Source organism: Streptomyces sp. NRRL S-31 (assembly GCF_000718775.1).
Classification (GTDB): Bacteria; Actinomycetota; Actinomycetes; order Streptomycetales; family Streptomycetaceae; genus Streptomyces.
Genome location: NZ_JOCB01000093.1, coordinates 92,593 through 107,154, shown reverse-complemented (window position 1 = coordinate 107,154; position 14,562 = coordinate 92,593). Strand labels below are relative to the sequence as shown.

13 protein-coding genes are annotated in these 14,562 nt (G+C 71.3%); 4 read left to right on the top strand and 9 right to left on the bottom strand.

The window, feature by feature from the left end:
• The coding region (locus IF37_RS0130325; RefSeq protein ID WP_030749644.1) for an ATP-dependent metallopeptidase FtsH/Yme1/Tma family protein at positions 1–723 on the bottom strand (723 nt) is incomplete at its 3' end.
• Positions 724–842: 119 nt separating this feature from the next.
• A complete protein-coding gene (locus tag IF37_RS0130320; RefSeq protein ID WP_030749641.1) occupies positions 843–1,283 on the bottom strand; it encodes an SPW repeat protein in 441 nt (146 codons plus the stop codon).
• A 206-nt stretch (positions 1,284–1,489) separates the two neighbouring features.
• Between IF37_RS0130320 and IF37_RS0130315 the strand changes: the two genes are divergently transcribed.
• On the top strand, positions 1,490–2,335 hold the full coding sequence (locus IF37_RS0130315; RefSeq protein ID WP_030749638.1) for a PrsW family glutamic-type intramembrane protease: 846 nt from the start codon (positions 1,490–1,492) through the stop codon (positions 2,333–2,335).
• Positions 2,336–2,755: 420 nt separating this feature from the next.
• Here IF37_RS0130315 and IF37_RS0130310 read toward each other — a convergent pair whose 3' ends face one another.
• From IF37_RS0130310 to IF37_RS0130295, 4 genes are all read right to left on the bottom strand, one after another.
• Positions 2,756–3,091 carry a WhiB family transcriptional regulator gene (locus tag IF37_RS0130310; protein WP_052845455.1) on the bottom strand — a complete coding sequence of 112 codons (336 nt, stop codon included), beginning with the start codon at positions 3,089–3,091 and terminating at the stop codon, positions 2,756–2,758.
• 254 nt (positions 3,092–3,345) lie between these two features.
• Positions 3,346–3,918: a hypothetical protein gene (locus tag IF37_RS0130305; RefSeq protein ID WP_052845454.1), complete on the bottom strand. Its 573-nt coding sequence runs from the start codon at positions 3,916–3,918 to the stop codon at positions 3,346–3,348.
• 257 nt (positions 3,919–4,175) lie between these two features.
• Positions 4,176–4,583, bottom strand: a complete 408-nt coding sequence (locus IF37_RS0130300; protein ID WP_030749629.1) for an SsgA family sporulation/cell division regulator — start codon at positions 4,581–4,583, stop codon at positions 4,176–4,178.
• 124 nt (positions 4,584–4,707) lie between these two features.
• Positions 4,708–5,319, bottom strand: coding sequence for a DUF308 domain-containing protein (locus IF37_RS0130295; protein WP_030749626.1), 612 nt, complete (start codon positions 5,317–5,319; stop codon positions 4,708–4,710).
• A 581-nt stretch (positions 5,320–5,900) separates the two neighbouring features.
• On the opposite strand from IF37_RS0130295, the gene IF37_RS0130290 reads away from it, so the two are divergent.
• Positions 5,901–8,765 (top strand): LuxR C-terminal-related transcriptional regulator, encoded by a 2,865-nt coding sequence (locus tag IF37_RS0130290; RefSeq protein WP_030749623.1) that lies wholly within the window; start codon positions 5,901–5,903, stop codon positions 8,763–8,765.
• Positions 8,766–8,985: 220 nt separating this feature from the next.
• Here the strand turns inward: IF37_RS0130290 and IF37_RS0130285 are convergent, their stop codons facing one another.
• Complete coding sequence (locus IF37_RS0130285; protein WP_030749620.1) at positions 8,986–10,476, bottom strand: MFS transporter; 1,491 nt, start codon at positions 10,474–10,476, stop codon at positions 8,986–8,988.
• Between the two features lie 222 nt (positions 10,477–10,698).
• Between IF37_RS0130285 and fdhD the strand changes: the two genes are divergently transcribed.
• Both fdhD and IF37_RS0130275 read left to right on the top strand, forming a co-directional pair.
• The gene (gene fdhD, locus IF37_RS0130280) at positions 10,699–11,526 is read left to right on the top strand and encodes a formate dehydrogenase accessory sulfurtransferase FdhD (protein WP_030749617.1); all 828 of its coding nucleotides are present in this window, start codon (positions 10,699–10,701) and stop codon (positions 11,524–11,526) included.
• Positions 11,527–11,982: 456 nt separating this feature from the next.
• Positions 11,983–12,345: a response regulator gene (locus IF37_RS0130275; protein WP_030749614.1), complete on the top strand. Its 363-nt coding sequence runs from the start codon at positions 11,983–11,985 to the stop codon at positions 12,343–12,345.
• A gap of 64 nt (positions 12,346–12,409) precedes the next feature.
• Here the strand turns inward: IF37_RS0130275 and IF37_RS0130270 are convergent, their stop codons facing one another.
• Both IF37_RS0130270 and IF37_RS0130265 read right to left on the bottom strand, forming a co-directional pair.
• A complete protein-coding gene (locus tag IF37_RS0130270) occupies positions 12,410–13,069 on the bottom strand; it encodes a response regulator transcription factor (RefSeq protein ID WP_030749611.1) in 660 nt (219 codons plus the stop codon).
• Positions 13,070–13,379: 310 nt separating this feature from the next.
• On the bottom strand, positions 13,380–14,156 hold the full coding sequence (locus tag IF37_RS0130265) for a hypothetical protein (RefSeq protein ID WP_030749608.1): 777 nt from the start codon (positions 14,154–14,156) through the stop codon (positions 13,380–13,382).
• Positions 14,157–14,562: the final 406 nt, after the last annotated feature.

The following is a 14,562-nucleotide window of genomic DNA, read 5'->3' as shown; positions in this document are numbered from 1 at the left end:
GGCGCCCATCCGGCGGTAGGCGTCGGGGTTCTTCAGGAAGTCCACGACGTCGTTCAGCTCGCCCTCGACCTCGTCGATGCCGGCCACGTCGGCGAAGGTCGTACGCCGCCTGCCCGGCTCCTGACCGACCGGCTTGGGCGACTTGCGGCCGAGCACCCCGCCCGCACCACCGAGTCCGCCGCCCAGTCCCCCGCCCAGTCCTCCGCCCGTCCGCCGGGCGACGAACAGCCATACGGCGATCAGCAGCACCATGGGCAGCAGGGAGACCAGCAGGGTCTCCCCTAGGCCCGGCCCCTGCGCCAGCGGCTCGGCGGCGACCGCGACCTTCTTCCGGGTGATCTCCGCCCACAGCCGCCCGTCGTCGGCGAACGCGGGCTTGTACGTCTTGAAGTGCGTGTACGTAGCGCCCTTGGCGCCCCCGGGCACCTCACCGGGCTTCTTCAGCGTGCCCTGGATCTCGGAGCCCTGGGAGTAGACGCTTTTGACGTTGCCCGCTTCCAACTGAGCGGTGAAGGCGGTGTAGTCGACCGAGGTCGTCCCGTCCCCGCGCACATCGTTGTACAGGAAGCCGAACGCGGCGTAGACGACGAGCAGGATCACCAGCTGCACCAGGCAACCGCCCCGGGAGCGCAGCCCGTTCGGTGACGGCGCCGACCCGCCCGGCACGCCTTCGGTGCGCCAGGACTGACGTGGGTCGTGACGCGGCGGAACGGGTTCGGTCATCGGTCTCTTCTCCTTGAGGAGCGGCATGGAGGGGCCGGGCGGGGAAGGGGTGAGCGCCCGGGCGGGCAAGGGTGGGCGTCCGGGCGGGGCGCGGGTGGTGGGAGGACGGGACCGGCGGGTCACAGCACTCGGTTGGCGCGGCGGACCATGGCCCCGGACACGAGTCCGAGCACCAGGGCCAGGGTGCCGAGGAGCACGCTGCCGAGGACGGCGCCCCGGCCCGGGTGCCGGCCCACCACCCACGGTGACAGGAGCATCCAGACGCCGGTCACGCCGAGGGCACCGCTCATCCCGGTCATGCGCTCGGGGGCCACGGTGAACCCGAGGGCGAGGAGGCAGATGGCGGCGCCCACGACGAGGTCGTGCACCGCGAGATCACCGTCCGTCCCGGCGAAGTGCAGGATCCAGGGGGACGCGGCGAAGAACAGGCCGACCAGGAAGATCGGCCCGTTCACCAAGGCCACGTCATGTGCGCCGAGGACACGGGCGTAGCGCTCGCGCATCTCGAAGGCGTCGGGATGGCCCGCCATGTCGTCCCTGCGGTGGGGGAAGCCAGACATCTGAGGACTCCTCACTGCTGTCCGAGCCCTCATACTGTCGTGCCTCCCTGCGTCCCGGCATCACACATGTGAGCTATGGACGCCCTGCGACGCCTGTCACGCCGACCGGGGGCGGATGCGGAAGCAGAAGCACATGAACGTGTGATGTCCGCCGCCACCGGCACGGGCACCCTAGGACCCATCGCCATCCGTCCGGGGAGGAATCCGTGTCCGTAACCCTCACACAACAACCGACTCGCACCGAGCGGAGCCGACTGCTCGGTTTCAGCCGCCGCTGGGGCTGGCTCGCCGTCCTGCTGGCCGGTCTGCTGATGTTCTGGTTCATCCACTCCGCGCTCGTCTCCACCCGGAACCCCAACCTGGTGCCCGCCCTGATCTTCTTCGGGGCGGCCCTGGTCCCGGGTGCCTTCGTCACCTTCGTGGCGGGCCGACGCCTCGACTTCGGGGTCGGCGTCGGCACCGTGGGGGCCACCGCGCTGGCCGGCGGTGCGATCGGGGTGGCCACGGCCGGTTTCCTGGAGTACCGGACCCTGCTGCTGATGGACGTCCTCCCGATGGCGGCCGTCGGTCTGATCGAGGAGACCGCGAAGCTCATCGTCCCGTTCCTCGTGATGCTGGCCATCCGCGACCGGCAGCCCGGCAACGGACTGCTCCTCGGAGTCGCCTCCGGCGCCGGCTTCGCCGTGTTCGAGACCATGGGCTACGCCTTCGTCGAACTCATCAACTCCGGTGGCGACCTGCGGGCCGTGGACGATCTGCTGATGCTGCGGGGCCTGCTGAGCCCCGCCGCCCACATGGCGTGGACCGGGCTCACGGCCGCCGCGCTGTGGTCGGTGGTGACGGCACAGCACCGCCGCAGGGCGGCGGTCGGCGTGTTCGTCCTGGTGTTCGCCGTCGCGGTGGCCCTGCACACGGCGTGGGACAGCTTCGACAACGACACCGCCTACGTCATACTGGCGGCCCTCAGCCTGTCCTTCCTCATCTACGCCACGCACCGCCTGGCCGCGCCGCGCCCGGCCCACGCCCACGCCCGCGTCCCCGTCCGGGCCTGAAAGGGTCCGTGAGGGAAAGCGGTGGTCACAGCCACTTGTCGGGAACCGCGACAAGCACGGTCGTCTCGTAGCGGGCGGCCGGCTTGTCGTTTCCGGTGTCCCCGGCCCGGTGGCGTGCGGGCGAGGGGTCCCGCGCTCGACGGAACGGCGCTCGCGGTCGCCGGTCCTGCCGGGCTTCGACGGCCGACCGCCCCGGGAGCCCGGCTCGTGGCGGTTGTCGCGGTTGCGGTCCGCGGTCGGCAGGCCCCGGGATGGCCGCCTTGATCTCGCGTCTTCGCAGGCGGACCCGGACATGTTCCGCCGCCGGATGCCCCACACGGGTACACCCCCTGCCCCGCCCGCAGTAGCGGGCGGGGCAGGGGGCGGCACTGATCCGGATCAAGGCCAACCGGGGCGTGGACGTGGCCCTTGCCCGCTTGCTCACACGGACGGGTCCAAGACTCCTTGCGCACACGGCCCGGTCTCACCGGCCCCCAGGCCGGTGTCCTGTCCGTTCGAGTCGAGGACGTGCCGGCGTTCGCCCGCGGACATCCCGCCCCACACGCCGTACCGCTCGTTGTAGTCGAGGGCCATGGCGGCGCATTCCTCGATGACCTCGCACCGGCCGCAGATCAGGCGAGCCCGCTCCTCCCGCCGGCGGCGCCGGTGGCCCCTCTCCCCCGGAGGCGAGAAGAACACGGCGCTGCTCATTCCACGGCAGGCGCCTCGTTCCTGCCATTCCCAGTCGCTCAGCAGCGGCAGCAGTCTGGTTCGCATCTTTCTCCTCCTTCCGCCCCCGCCGGTCCGCATCCAAGGCGTTCGGCAGGGTTTCGGTGTCTTTATGCTCCTTACGGAAGGGGGTGTGCCGCATCGGTCAGATGACTGACAGCCAGACTTCAAGGTGAGTCGACGACATTTATGACACCTGCATGACACCTGCATGACACACGAGAGCCGCGCACCGTCTCCGGGGACCGCCTCCGGCCGGAAGCCGGACGGCGTGGTCGCCGCGGCCCGTCGAGCGGACGGTTTCAGTCACTGTTAGCGGCCCGGGCGGCGGTGCCCGCCTCTGCCCGGCTCTCGCGCGGGTTCCGCTCCCCGTTCTGTTCGAGGCTCGTGTAGAACACGGAATGCCCCTGCTTGAGGCGCCGCACACTGCTCCGGGCGACCAGCCCTTCGAGGGTCGTACGCACCACGGTCGTCTTGATGACACGGTCCGGGTGCGCCTCGCTCAGCGCGGTGGCGATCTCCGCCGCCGAGCACGGCTCCGACCGCTCGGCCAGATGGGCCCGGATCAGCGCGACCAGCGTCGGCGTCTTCTGCTTCCGCCGGGCGGCACCCGGTGCCGAGGCAGTGGGCAGGTCGTACCCCTGCACGGGCGTCGCGGACGCCGGGACCTGCTGGAGCGGGATGCCGCTCTCCAGCGCCTGCCGCATGGTCGCGAGCACCGTGTGGTCGTGCTGCAACGTCAGCAGGCGGGCCTGAAGCGACTCGATCTCGCTGCGGACCTGGTCCTGCTCCCGCACATTCCGTTCGAGGTCTTGTGCCAGCTGGGAACTGTAATGTGTCAGCAGCTCGGTGGTGGTCGACTTGGCTTCCGGCATGCCGCGGACCCTCCCTGTGGTTCGGCTCTTGGACGAAGACGCTTCTTCGATGTGTGTCATGTGCGGGCGTGTCTCAGGTGCTGCCACAGATACTACGCCTCGTCCTCTCGCCATGGCTGGTCCGGTGCCACCACTTGGGTCCGTACTGGTGTTACCCCCTGCTGAGAACTAACCTAAGACTCGACAAATAAAGTCATCACCTGATCGACACAGTCGTTCAGGTGATGACTTGGTTCTCTTGAGCTGATATGGCTGTCTTATTGGAACGTTTGGGCCAGGGCGTCCCAGTTCACATGCGCCAGCTCCCGGCCCCGGGGAACCATCGCATAGGAGTGGGCAAGCCACTCGGCGACCGGCCGGGCCGGCGCCTCGAAGAGTGCCGTACCGCTGGCGTTGCCCACCTGGATCCACAGGGAACAGCCGCCTTCCTCGTCGTACTCCGGCCATATCTGCACGTCTCCCTGGCCGGATCGGGCGATGAATCCCTCGCACAGCAGCTCGCGGGCGAACACCCACCGCGGCGGATATTGACGCTCGGTGCGGAAGGTGACACTGACGGCCAGCGGATCGGCGGGGTCGAACGAGAACTCACACACGATCGGCACGGGCAGGCGCCGGCCGGCGAGCCAACGGGTGAGCCGGATCGTGTGCTGCCACTTGCTCATGGGAAACCTCCTGTAGAAGACCGGATCTTGCGCCGCACCGTGCGGGAACCGCTCCGCGGCGGGGGAGTCGGTCCCCCCGAAGACCGCGTGGCGCGGACAGCCGGGCAGTCGGCGAGCCGTTCGTTCAGCGCAGCGCGCGCACCGTGCGGCCCGGTCGGCGGGAGGCGCCGACGGCCTCCACCAGCCCGGTGAGCATCAGGGCGAGACCGGCGAGGGAGGCCAGCTGCCCCAGGGACGAGAAGGGGAAAGCGGTCATGAAGAGACCGACCGAGACGATCAACGCGTTCAGCAGGTCGTCATAGGCGACCACCTGAACGACCGAGGACGGCATCATCGAGACGGCCATCGTGAAGCCGCGCAGAAGCAGACCGAAGCCCGTCCACAGCCCCAGCAGGAACACCGAGTCGGCGTGGCCGCGGAAGAAGGAGACGGCCAGGAAGAGGACGACGCCTCCGCCGGCCGCCAGCAGCCAGCGCACGGGCACCGGCACCCTCGCCTCCCGCGCGGCGAACATCTGGAGCACGCCTTGGACGGCGAACTGCACCCCGAAGACGACCCCTGTCGCCATCCGGGTCGGTCCCGGCATCAGCAGCAGCGTGCCGCCGACACCCACGGAGACCAAGGCCCCGGTCAGCCTGGTGACGCGGTCGCGTACGCGGATGCCGCGGATCGCGCTCACCATCGCCCGGACCGGCACGGCCCGGTCCTCGAACCGCACGGCTTCCATCTGCGCCATCTCTTTCACTTCCCCGTCTCTCGGGACCGGGGCGCGTCCAGCGCACCCGGCACACGTGCTCGTCATGGTGTGGGTCCGGCCGTTGATCGGCGGGCCTCCAGTCTCGCGGCCGGTCCGCCGTCCCGGCTGTAGTGCGGCCTCGACACCATCTACGGGACATCCCGGGGTGCCGGCGTGGGGAGTGCCCCACAACAGGGCTGCTGGGCCGGCGGATACGCGTGCGCTGCCGGGCCAGACGGGTGCGGGCGCGGGCATCCGGGAGGGTCCCGGGGCGGACCACTGCGCGGCGCGAGGAGGCGGCAGCGGCGGGCTCTCGCCGTGGGGTTTTCCCGACATCCCTTCTGGGGAGCCCCCGTAACACCTCTCAGGCGGTCTCGACAGCCAGGCGGGCCCGGCACCGGCCACCATGTCGACAGACGCGGGAACGGCCGCGCCCCGCACGGGGAACGGCCGTACACCCGATCGGCCGGCGACGCGGTGTCCGCACCCGTCCCGCCCTCGGGCGCCCGGGTCCCCGGCACGGACGCCTCACGGTGTCGCGCCCCGTCCATCGCAGTGAACACGGACCCCTGGAGGTTGCCTTGAGCCAGGCGATTGACGATTCACGGACAGCGGCCGGTGCCGCCGACGAGGTGTCCGCACTCCCCGTACGCGGGCGCAGGACGGAACAGGAACTGCTCACCCAGTGGGTTCGCCGGCACGTCCACCGCAACGGCGGGGGAGTCCTGTGGATCGAGGGGCCGCCCGGTGCGGGCAGGTCCCGCATGCTGGCCGGTGCCGGAACCGAGGCGGCCCTGGCCGGGGCCCGGGTGCTCACGGGTGCCGGGCTGGCACGCGGGCAGCTCACTCCCCTGGCGCCGCTGCTGGACGCCCTCTCCGCCGAGACCGACGGCCTCGCCCACGGGCCGCGCGCCGGCTCGCCCGAGGAGGGGGAGTCCTATTGGCTGCTGCGGGAGGTCGGGGACCGGCTCCGCGCCCTCGCTCTGGAACGGCCGCTCGTCCTGCTCCTCGACGACGTGCACGACTGCGACGACCTGACCCTGTTGGCGGTGCGCACGCTCACCGCGCGGCTCGCCGGGCTCCCCCTGCTGTGGGTGCTCGCCTCCCGCGCCCACCCGGACGCCCCGGCCGTGCGCACGCTGCGCCGGGATCTGCTCTCCGGCCGGGCCACCCACCTCGAACTGCCGCCGCTCGCCCCGGAGGCCGTACGGCAGATGGCTCAGGACATCCTCGGCCCGCGAGCCGCGGCGGCGGCACCCTACCTGCCCTACCTCGACGGACTCCCGGGTCTGGTACGGCAGTTCTGCGCGCACCTCGGGCACGGCTCCCCCACCGCCGCCGAGGGACCGGCCGACGCGTCGACGGTCCTCGCTCCGCTGGTCACCCGCCGTCTCCACCAGCTCTCCGAGGACGGCCGGGAACTGGTGCTGACCGCCTCGGTGCTGGGCGGTTCCCTCACCGTCAAGCACCTGTCCCAGGTGATGGGCCGCCGCGAGCCGACCCTGCTCCGGCCCCTGCGCGAGGTCCTCGCCGCCCAGTTGCTGCACGCCGGTCACGACCGGCTGTCCTTCCCGCACACGGCGGTGCGCGAGGCGATCGCGGCCACCCTCCCGGGGCCCGTGCGCACGTCCATCCGCAGGCGCCTGGTGGAGGCGCGGATGAAGGCGGGTGTGCCGGCGGTGTCGCTGGCCCCCGAGCTCGTCGACCTCGCGGAGCCCGGCGACGCTCAGGCCGGGCGCGTCCTGCGGGCCGCCGCACAGGAGCTGGCCGCCGTGGCGCCGGGCAGCGCGGCCCGATACCTCAAGCGCGCCGTGGAACTCACCGCGGACGTGTGCCCCGAGCGGCAGCGGCTGTCGGCGGAGCTCATCCCCCTGCTGTGGCAGTCCGGGGACATCGCCGGGGCACGAGACCTGGCCCGCCGGGTCGTCCAGACCGCGCCCGATGCCCTCACGCACGCCGAGGCATGTCTCGAACTGGCCCGTATGGGAAGCCAGTTCCATGTCCGGCAGCCCGACGCCCAGGTCCGCCACGTCCATCGCCGACGCGATGTCCCGGTCGCCCTGAAGGACCAGCTCCTGTTGACCACCCTGCTCAACCGCCTGCTGGCGGGCGAGGCCGGGGAGGCCGGCGGTGGCGGCATGGCCGAGTCCCTGATGCGGACGCGTGGTACGCACCCGGTCAGTGAACTGACGCACCGGATACTGCGGTCGATGAGCGCCTGCCACCGGCACCACTGGGCCGACGCCCTGAAGCACAGCGAGGCCGCCGCCGCGGGCGTCGCGCACCTCGACCCCGCCCACGCCGCCACCCTGCCGGAGGTGGCCCTCGCCACGAGCTGGCGTGCCGCGCTGCTGGGCCTGTCCGGGGACGACCGAAGCGCGCGGGACCTCGTGGAGGAGGCGGCGAACGAGGCGGAACAGCGTGGCCGACGGGCACTGCTGCCCCTGTGGCGGAACGCCCGGGCCCGACTCCTGCTGGACGCGGGTCAGTTGGCGCAGGCCGCGCGGGAACTGGCGTCCGCCGAGACCGAGGCCGCGGCCACCGGGGTCTCCTTCATGGGGGAATCGGCGGCCCTGTGCACCCGGGCGCGCGTGGCCTTCCACATGGGGGACGACGCGGCGATGGAGGAGTGCGCGGCCCGGGCCGACGCCTGTCTGTCGGGCGACGACCCGCGGCAGCGCGGGATCGGCGCGTGGGTCACCCTGATCGCCATGGCGTACCGGGACGATCTCGGCCCGGCCGAGCGTCACCTGCCGCTCGCCATGGCCCACGCGCGCCGGGGCTACGTTCACGCGCTTCCGGTCGATCCGGCGGAGACGGTCCTGCTCGTCCGTATCGCGCTCGGCGCCGGTCTGCGTGAAGACGCCGTCTCCGTGGTGGAGTTCGCCGAGCACAGGGCGCAGCGCAGTCCCCGATTCAGCCTGTTCGCAGCAGTGGCCACGCATGTGCGCGGACTCCTGGACGGTGACCCGGACCGGCTCCTGGCGGCGGCGGAGCGGTACGGAACCGCTCGACCGCTGCTCGGGGCAGAGGCGTGGGAGGACGCCGGTGCACTGCTGGCGGAAGCGGGGTCGCCCGAGGCGCGGGGCCGCTTCGAGCGGGCGCTGGAGGGGTACGAGGCGTGCGGCGCCCACCGGAACGTCCGGCGTGTCCGGGGCCGGCTGCGCAAGCTCGGGGTCAAGCCGGGTGCCAAGCCCGGAACGGCAGCCCCGGCGGCCGACGTGCCGGGCGCCGGGTGGCGCGGACTGACCCCGTCGGAGCTGGGCGTGGTACGCCTGATCGCGCACGGGGCGACCAACCGGCAGGCGGCGGAGCGGCTGTTCGTGTCCCCGCACACGGTGAACACCCATGTGCGGCACGCGTTCGAGAAGCTGGGCATCCGGTCGCGTGTGCAGCTGGCCCGCCTCTACCTGACGGAGGTCGACCAGCGGGGAGCCGTCGGGTGAACGACCCGCGCACCCTTTCGGACCGGGCCGGACGCGTGCCGCGCACCCGTCGCGGGTCTTGCCCGTGACACGCGGCCGGTCTTGCCCGTGACACGCGGCCGGACGGCCGGTCCGTCCGACGCGCCGAGCCGTGCGGACCTCGCGCGGGTCCGCACGGCTCTTGCCGTGACGGCGCCCGTCCGGCGGGCGTACTCGGGGAAGGGGGCCTCTCCCCCGCCGCTCACCCCAGGTGGGCATGGTGGTCCGGGGACGGCAGCTCGCGTGGACCCTGCCGTCGGTCGGCCCGCCAGTCCACCACCGCCAGCAGCAGCGCGGCCAGGATCGCGATGATGCCCGCGCCCACCGACGCGGCGACGGCGGCGGACGCCGAGCCGTGAGCGCCCCGGAGCAGGTAGTACAGCCCCGGCAGGACGGCCGTGCCGACGGCGCCGCCCAGCCGCTGGCCCGTCTGGAGCGCGCCGCCCGCGACCCCCGCCATGCTCAGGGGGACCTCACGCAGGGTCATCGTCACGTTGGGCGAGATGACGAAGCCGCTGCCGATCCCGCTCACCAGGAGCGCCGGCACGACCGCCCGGATCGCGGTGGACCCCGGGACCAGCCACAGCAGCAGCGCGGTGGCCGTCAGGCCCGCCGCCACCGCGACCAGGCCCAGGACCGTCAGCAGCCGCCCCAGGCGCCGCACCAGCCGGCTGGCCACCACTGCGGCCGCCGCGGAACCGAACGCGAACGGTGTCACCACCAGTCCGGACTGCAGCGGTGTGTAGCCCAGCGCGTCCTGGAAGTAGAGGGCGAACACCAGCCAGATGCCGCTGAAGCCGACGAAGTAGACGGTGGCCAGCGCGGCCCCCGGCGCGTAACCTCGGACTTCGCGCAGCAACCGCGGGTCCAGCAGGGGCTCCAGACCACGCGCGCAGACACGTCGTTCCCAGCGGGCGAAGCCGTACAGGAGCAGCGCGCCGACGGGGAACAGCCACGCCATGTGGCGCAGCCCGCCGGAGTCGGCCTCGACCAGCGGCAGCATCAGCGCCAGGACACCGGCACCCAGCAGGCCCACCCCGACCAGGTCCAGATGCCCCCGTACGCCGGGGGCCGATCTCGGCAGCAGGCGGCGGCCCAGGAGCAGGGCCGCCGCACCGATGGGCACGTTGACGTAGAAGATCCACCGCCAGCCGTCCGGGCCCGTGGCCAGGGCGAGGATGATGCCGCCGGTGATGGGGCCGACGGCGCTGGAGATGCCCACGGTGGCGCTGAACAGGCCGAAGGCGCGCGGTCGTTCGGAGTCCGAGAAGAGCTGCTGGATCAGCGCGGAGTTCTGCGGTGCCAGGAAGCCGGCCGACACCCCCTGGGCGAGCCGCGCCGCCACGACCAGCCCGATCGTAGGGGCCGCGCCGACGGCCGCGCTGCACACGACGAAGGCGGCGAGCGCACCGAGGAAGATCCGCCGGCGGCCCACGGCGTCACCCAACCGCCCCGCCACCACGAGGGCGAGGGCGAAGGCCAGGGCGTAGCCCGACACGACCCACTGCACCGACGACGGCTTCGCCCCCAGGTCGCGCGCCATGGACGGCAGGGCCACGGACACGATCGTCACGTCCAGCAGGATCATGAAACCGGCGACCAGGGTGACCCAGAGGGCACGCCACCGGTTGGGGTCCTGCCCAGGGTCCGGTCGGGCGTCGGTACGGGCATCGGTACGGAACAGAGGGCTCACCACGACTCCTTTCGCCACTGCCCCGCAGTGTGCGGGCGGGGCCAGTCGACGCACATCGCACGAATGTGCGTTCAGGGAGGTGCCGCGGAGGGGCGTATAGCCGTCGGATGACGGATGCCCGCGCCCGCGCGGCCCGCCTACGGTGAAGGGGTACGGCTCGGTGCTCGACACACTGGGCGGGGCGCGTGGACAGCCATCCGACACACGGTGAGGACGTCAGCCATGGGGAGAGCCGCGGTGAGCCGCAAGGTCGTGCGTGTGCGGCAGGGGAACGTCTCCGCGCGGGCGGACACGGTGGCCGCCGAGGAACCGCTGGAGATCCGGCTGAACGGGGAGTCGCTGGCCATCACGATGCGCACGCCCGGCGACGACTTCGCGCTGGCGGCCGGGTTCCTCGTCAGCGAGGGTGTGCTCGGCTCGGTCGAGGAGCTGCGGACCATCACGTACTGCGCCGGTGCCACCGAGGAGGGACGCAACACCTACAACGTGGTCGACGTGCGCACGGCCGAAGGGATCGGCGCCGAACGCTTCACGATCCAGCGGAACTTCTACACCACGTCGTCCTGCGGACTGTGCGGCAAGGCGAGCCTGGACGCCGTGCGGACGGTCGCCCGCTGGCCGTTGTCCGACCACCCCTCCCTGGTTCTCTCCCCGGAGCTGCTGGCCTCCCTGCCGGACAGCCTGCGGCGGGAGCAGCGGGTGTTCTCACGGACCGGCGGACTGCACGCGGCCGGGCTCTTCGACGAGCGGGGTGTGCTGCTCGACCTCCAGGAGGACGTCGGCCGGCACAACGCCGTGGACAAGCTGGTCGGACGCGCTTTCCAGAAGGGGCTGTTGCCGCTGTCCCGCAGTGTGCTGATGGTGTCGGGGCGGGCCTCGTTCGAACTGGTGCAGAAGGCCGTCATGGCCGGCATCCCGGTCCTCGCGGCGGTCTCCGCACCCTCGTCACTGGCGTGCGAACTCGCCGACGAGAGCGGGATGACACTCGTCGGCTTCCTGCGGGGTGACTCGATGAACGTCTACAGCGGTGACTGGCGCGTCGTGACGTGAGACCCGCCGGACGGACAGCGGGTCGACGTGTGTGTGCTGCCGTGCTGGATGAAGTAGCAGATCACGACCAGCCACACGGCGACCGCGACGAGCGTCACCCAGGTCCATGGGACTCTCAGTGTGGGGCGCACGGGGTTTCCTCCCTGAACGGATCGGAACGGATCGGAACGGCCGCCGGACGCATGGGCGTGGCCGGCGCCACATGTTTCATCGTTCCGCTCGGGGATGGGCAGCCGCGATGGAGCAGGCCCGATGATCGCGGTGTGCCGCTCCTGTGGAGATCCCCATGGGTGAGTCGGGGTGCCCGGACGGTCACGGCCCCCGACGGCATCCTCGTCGTCGGCTCGCCGCCGGGCCCGGACCCTCGGTGTGGGGACATTCCCAACTGTGATGAGCGGCGGATCGTGGGGATGCCCCTATGGCCTGTCCGTCGCGATCCCGGGCATCCTGGGAAACATGTCCGTCAACATCGTGGTCGTCGACGACGACCCTGGGTTCCGTCGCATCGCGAAGACACTCCTGACGGCGCGCGGTCTACGCGTCGTCGCCGAGTCGGAGGACGGTGCTTCGGCCCTGGCCGCGGTGCGCGAGCACCGGCCCGACGGTCTGCTGCTGGATCTGCACCTGCCGGATCACGACGGCGTGACCGTCGCCCGTATGCTCCGGGCGGAGGATCAGCCGCCCCGGATCGTGCTGACCTCCACCGAGCAGTCGTTCTGGTCCGTGGACGAGCTACGGCAGGCGGGGATCGAGTCCTTCATCGCCAAGGACCGGCTGTTCGACGCCGACCTCAAGACGATCTTCGGCCCGACCGCCTGAGCCCGCTTCGCCCCCGCCCGCGCTTCGGCCCGACCGCCTGAGCCCGCTTCGCCCCCGCCCGCGCCTACTGCTTGAGGTAGCGGAGTACGGCCAGCACCCGGCGGTGCTGGTTCGAGCCCGCCTGGCTGAGGCCGAGCTTCATGAAGATGCCCGTCACATGGCGCTCCACCGCCGGCACCGTCACCACGAGCTTGCGTGCGATGCCCGTGTTGGAGTGCCCCTCCGCCATCAGGGCCAGGACGTCCTTCTCCCTCGGCGTCAGCGCCGCCAGAGGGTCCTGCTTGCGTTTGCGCCCGACAAGGGAGGAGATGACGTCGGGGTCGAGAGCGGAGCCGCCGGCGACCACCCGCTCCACGGCGTCGGTCAGGATCTGCGGGCTGGCGACCTTCTCCTTGAGGAGATAGCCCACCCCGCTCGGGTCGTCGCCCACCAGATCGAGGGCGTAGGAGGCGTCGAGGAACTGGGAGAGCACGATGACCGGGGTCTCCGGCCGCGCGGCACGGATCTCCTGCGCCGCCCGCAGACCGTCGGCGCCGAGGTCGGGCGGCATCTGGATGTCGGTGATCACCACGTCGGGCCGCTCCACCTCGGCCACGCGGACTAGGTCCACCGCGTTGTCCACCGCCGCGACCACGGTGATGCCGGCGTTGCGGAGGATGGTCGCGATACCCTCGCGAACGATCGCCTGGTCTTCTCCGAGCACCGCTCGCAGTGGTTCACTCATGAACGGCATCCTAGTGCGTGGCTCATGAAGTCGGTTCATGACGTGGTGAGGGTCAATGATGTGAGACATGGCCGTCATATGACATCGGGGACAGCCATGTCGTATGCGAGAGCCGAGTGCGCGGGTGACGCGCCCGCGGAGGGTTCCTGCGCCGGTGCCGCACGGGTCCGGCGCAAAGTGTGTCTGGCCGCCGGAGGGCCGGGCCCTCAGGCGGCCCCCGGCACGGACCGCTGCGTCGCCGTGTGTTCCTCCACGCGTGCCCCCCGTTGAGGCCCCGGTCCGTGCCGTGTGCGGAGGCGCGGTTCGCCGGCTACTTCAGGTTGAGTGTGTCCCCGGCCGACACCTTCCGGGAGGTGGTCGTGGTGCCGGGGAAGTACCAGCGCCAGTTGCCTGCCGACGTGACGGCCACCTTGGTGGTCAGCTTGCCCGCGTCGCCGGTCGTGACAGTCTTGACCGTGCTGTAGTGGGCGGCGCCCTTCTGCCTGAACTGGAGCCTGACCTGCTGGCCGGTGAAACCGTGGTACTTCAGGTCCTCCCAGTTGGCCCGTGACAGCTTGCCGGTGATGGTCGCCTTGGCGCCCTTGGCGACCTTCTCCGGTGCGATCACCGTGGTGAGCCGGGCGGCCCGCTTGACCTTGTACTCGGCGATGTGGTCGGAGATCCAGTAGTCACCGTCGTTCGCCTTGACGGTGGCGTTGACCTGCCAGATGCCGGCGACCTTGTTGGTGTCGATGTCGTCGCTGTCGGGAATCCAGCCCGGGTCGACGGTCATCGTGGCCCGGCATACGGAGGTGGTCGCGCTCTTCTTCGTGCAGGACGAGCCGTCCCAGGTCGCGAAACCGTAGGCGTTCGCCATGTTGAAGGTGCTGACGTGCGTGAGTCGCTTCACCCCCGAGTCGTCCTTGACGGTGATGTCGATCGGGTAGCGGATCGTCTTCGACGTACCCACGATGACGTTGCCGCCGCCGTTGACGACGGTCTTCACCACCCGGATGTCGCCCCGCCCCTCCGCGTGTGCTCCGGTCGCCGTCGTCAGCACCAGTACCGCGGCCCCGCCGGCCGCGGCCCAGGCCGTTCTGCCTCTCATGGCCCTCCCCTTGTCGTGTGCGTGCCAGGAGAGGCTACGTGATCAGGGATCAGCCGCCGCCCCGCCGTGGGCCGTGGCGCGCGGAGAGGAAGCCCGTCGTGTGATGCCGGCCGGCACGTCCGGTTGCGTGATGATGAACGTCACGTCTCTTGGGTGGAACGACCCTGCGGCCTCGTTGTCCGGCAGTGCACTCCCCTATTCCCGGAATGGCCAAAGAAGCGGGGTGCGGTGTGCCGCATTGTGGTTCTGGGCGACGCTTTTCGCGAGGCGCCTGCCGGTCGGTCGCGAACGAAGCAGCAGCTCACGGCATGTTCGGCATGCGCATAAGGCCGTTTCGACCCGCCCACCAGACACCTCATTGCCACCAATGTCCGGATTTCCATCGCCAGTGCACGCCTCCCGCACA

What these genes read in the sequence shown, in the direction of transcription:
- IF37_RS0130295 (WP_030749626.1), bottom strand. Translation starts at nt 5,319, where the DNA reads ATGGCGCAGATGGAAGCCGTGCGGTTCGAGGACCGGGCCGTGCCGGTC.
- IF37_RS0130265 (WP_030749608.1), bottom strand. Translation starts at nt 14,156, where the DNA reads ATGAGAGGCAGAACGGCCTGGGCCGCGGCCGGCGGGGCCGCGGTACTG.
- IF37_RS0130305 (WP_052845454.1), bottom strand. Translation starts at nt 3,918, where the DNA reads ATGCCGGAAGCCAAGTCGACCACCACCGAGCTGCTGACACATTACAGT.
- IF37_RS0130300 (WP_030749629.1), bottom strand. Translation starts at nt 4,583, where the DNA reads ATGAGCAAGTGGCAGCACACGATCCGGCTCACCCGTTGGCTCGCCGGC.
- IF37_RS0130320 (WP_030749641.1), bottom strand. Translation starts at nt 1,283, where the DNA reads ATGTCTGGCTTCCCCCACCGCAGGGACGACATGGCGGGCCATCCCGAC.
- IF37_RS0130275 (WP_030749614.1), top strand. Translation starts at nt 11,983, where the DNA reads ATGTCCGTCAACATCGTGGTCGTCGACGACGACCCTGGGTTCCGTCGC.
- IF37_RS0130270 (WP_030749611.1), bottom strand. Translation starts at nt 13,069, where the DNA reads ATGAGTGAACCACTGCGAGCGGTGCTCGGAGAAGACCAGGCGATCGTT.
- fdhD (WP_030749617.1), top strand. Translation starts at nt 10,699, where the DNA reads ATGGGGAGAGCCGCGGTGAGCCGCAAGGTCGTGCGTGTGCGGCAGGGG.
- IF37_RS0130310 (WP_052845455.1), bottom strand. Translation starts at nt 3,091, where the DNA reads ATGCGAACCAGACTGCTGCCGCTGCTGAGCGACTGGGAATGGCAGGAA.